We start from the raw sequence: 684 nt of genomic DNA on the forward strand, positions 1-684 counted from the left end.
GTTGCCCAGAAGTGTTGGTGTTGGTGTTTTCGTCAGCCATGATCGGTCCTTTCTATTGGCTTGGTTATTATACGACATATTGAACGTTAAATCAAGGGTGATTTTTATTGCTCAGTTTGCACAATGCCTAACTGTTGTTGTGTTACAGGTCCATAAGACGATGCACCTCCTGGTCCAAGACTCCGGCTAGAAATACGTACTGCATATGATACGCTATTCCCACCTGAGTTATCTGTGAAGGTTAACGAACCCCCCATAGATTCAGTGTAAACACTAGGCTCATCCTGAGAGGAGGCGTTGCGTTCCCATATACCGGACACATTAAGAGTTGCCACATCTTGACCATTTCGCGAAAGGATTATCTGTGCAGAATTAGTGCCTTGTCCGTTAGAGTTGTTGCCATTGAGAGGTTGGGTGATGTATAGAGAATAACCTACCACTACCGTGCGCGTGCCACCGCGAGAGCTTACTGTGCCAGTATCTACTGCTGCATTGGATGCAATACTAGTAGTCTGCACAGCATTCTTAATAGTACCAGCAGAAAGGGTCCCACCGAAGTAAGCACTGCCATCAGTCTTGACGTAATAGACACCATTTTGTTCGGTGCAGTTAGCCAGACTACTTTGCGAAGGACCAATCCACTCAATGAACTGGTTAGAAGATCCAAAGCCAAGGCCAGAAACC

The 684-nt window shown here is 46.1% G+C and carries 1 protein-coding gene; it reads right to left on the reverse strand.

Annotated elements, in window-relative coordinates; translation table 11 throughout:
• Nucleotides 1-104: 104 nt before the first annotated feature.
• Nucleotides 105-684 (reverse strand): hypothetical protein (locus VJI94_RS07880; protein WP_324008945.1); only part of this gene is annotated, 580 nt, incomplete at its 5' end.

Source organism: Parvimonas sp. D9, assembly GCF_035282565.1.
Classification (GTDB): Bacteria; Bacillota; Clostridia; order Tissierellales; family Peptoniphilaceae; genus Parvimonas; species Parvimonas micra.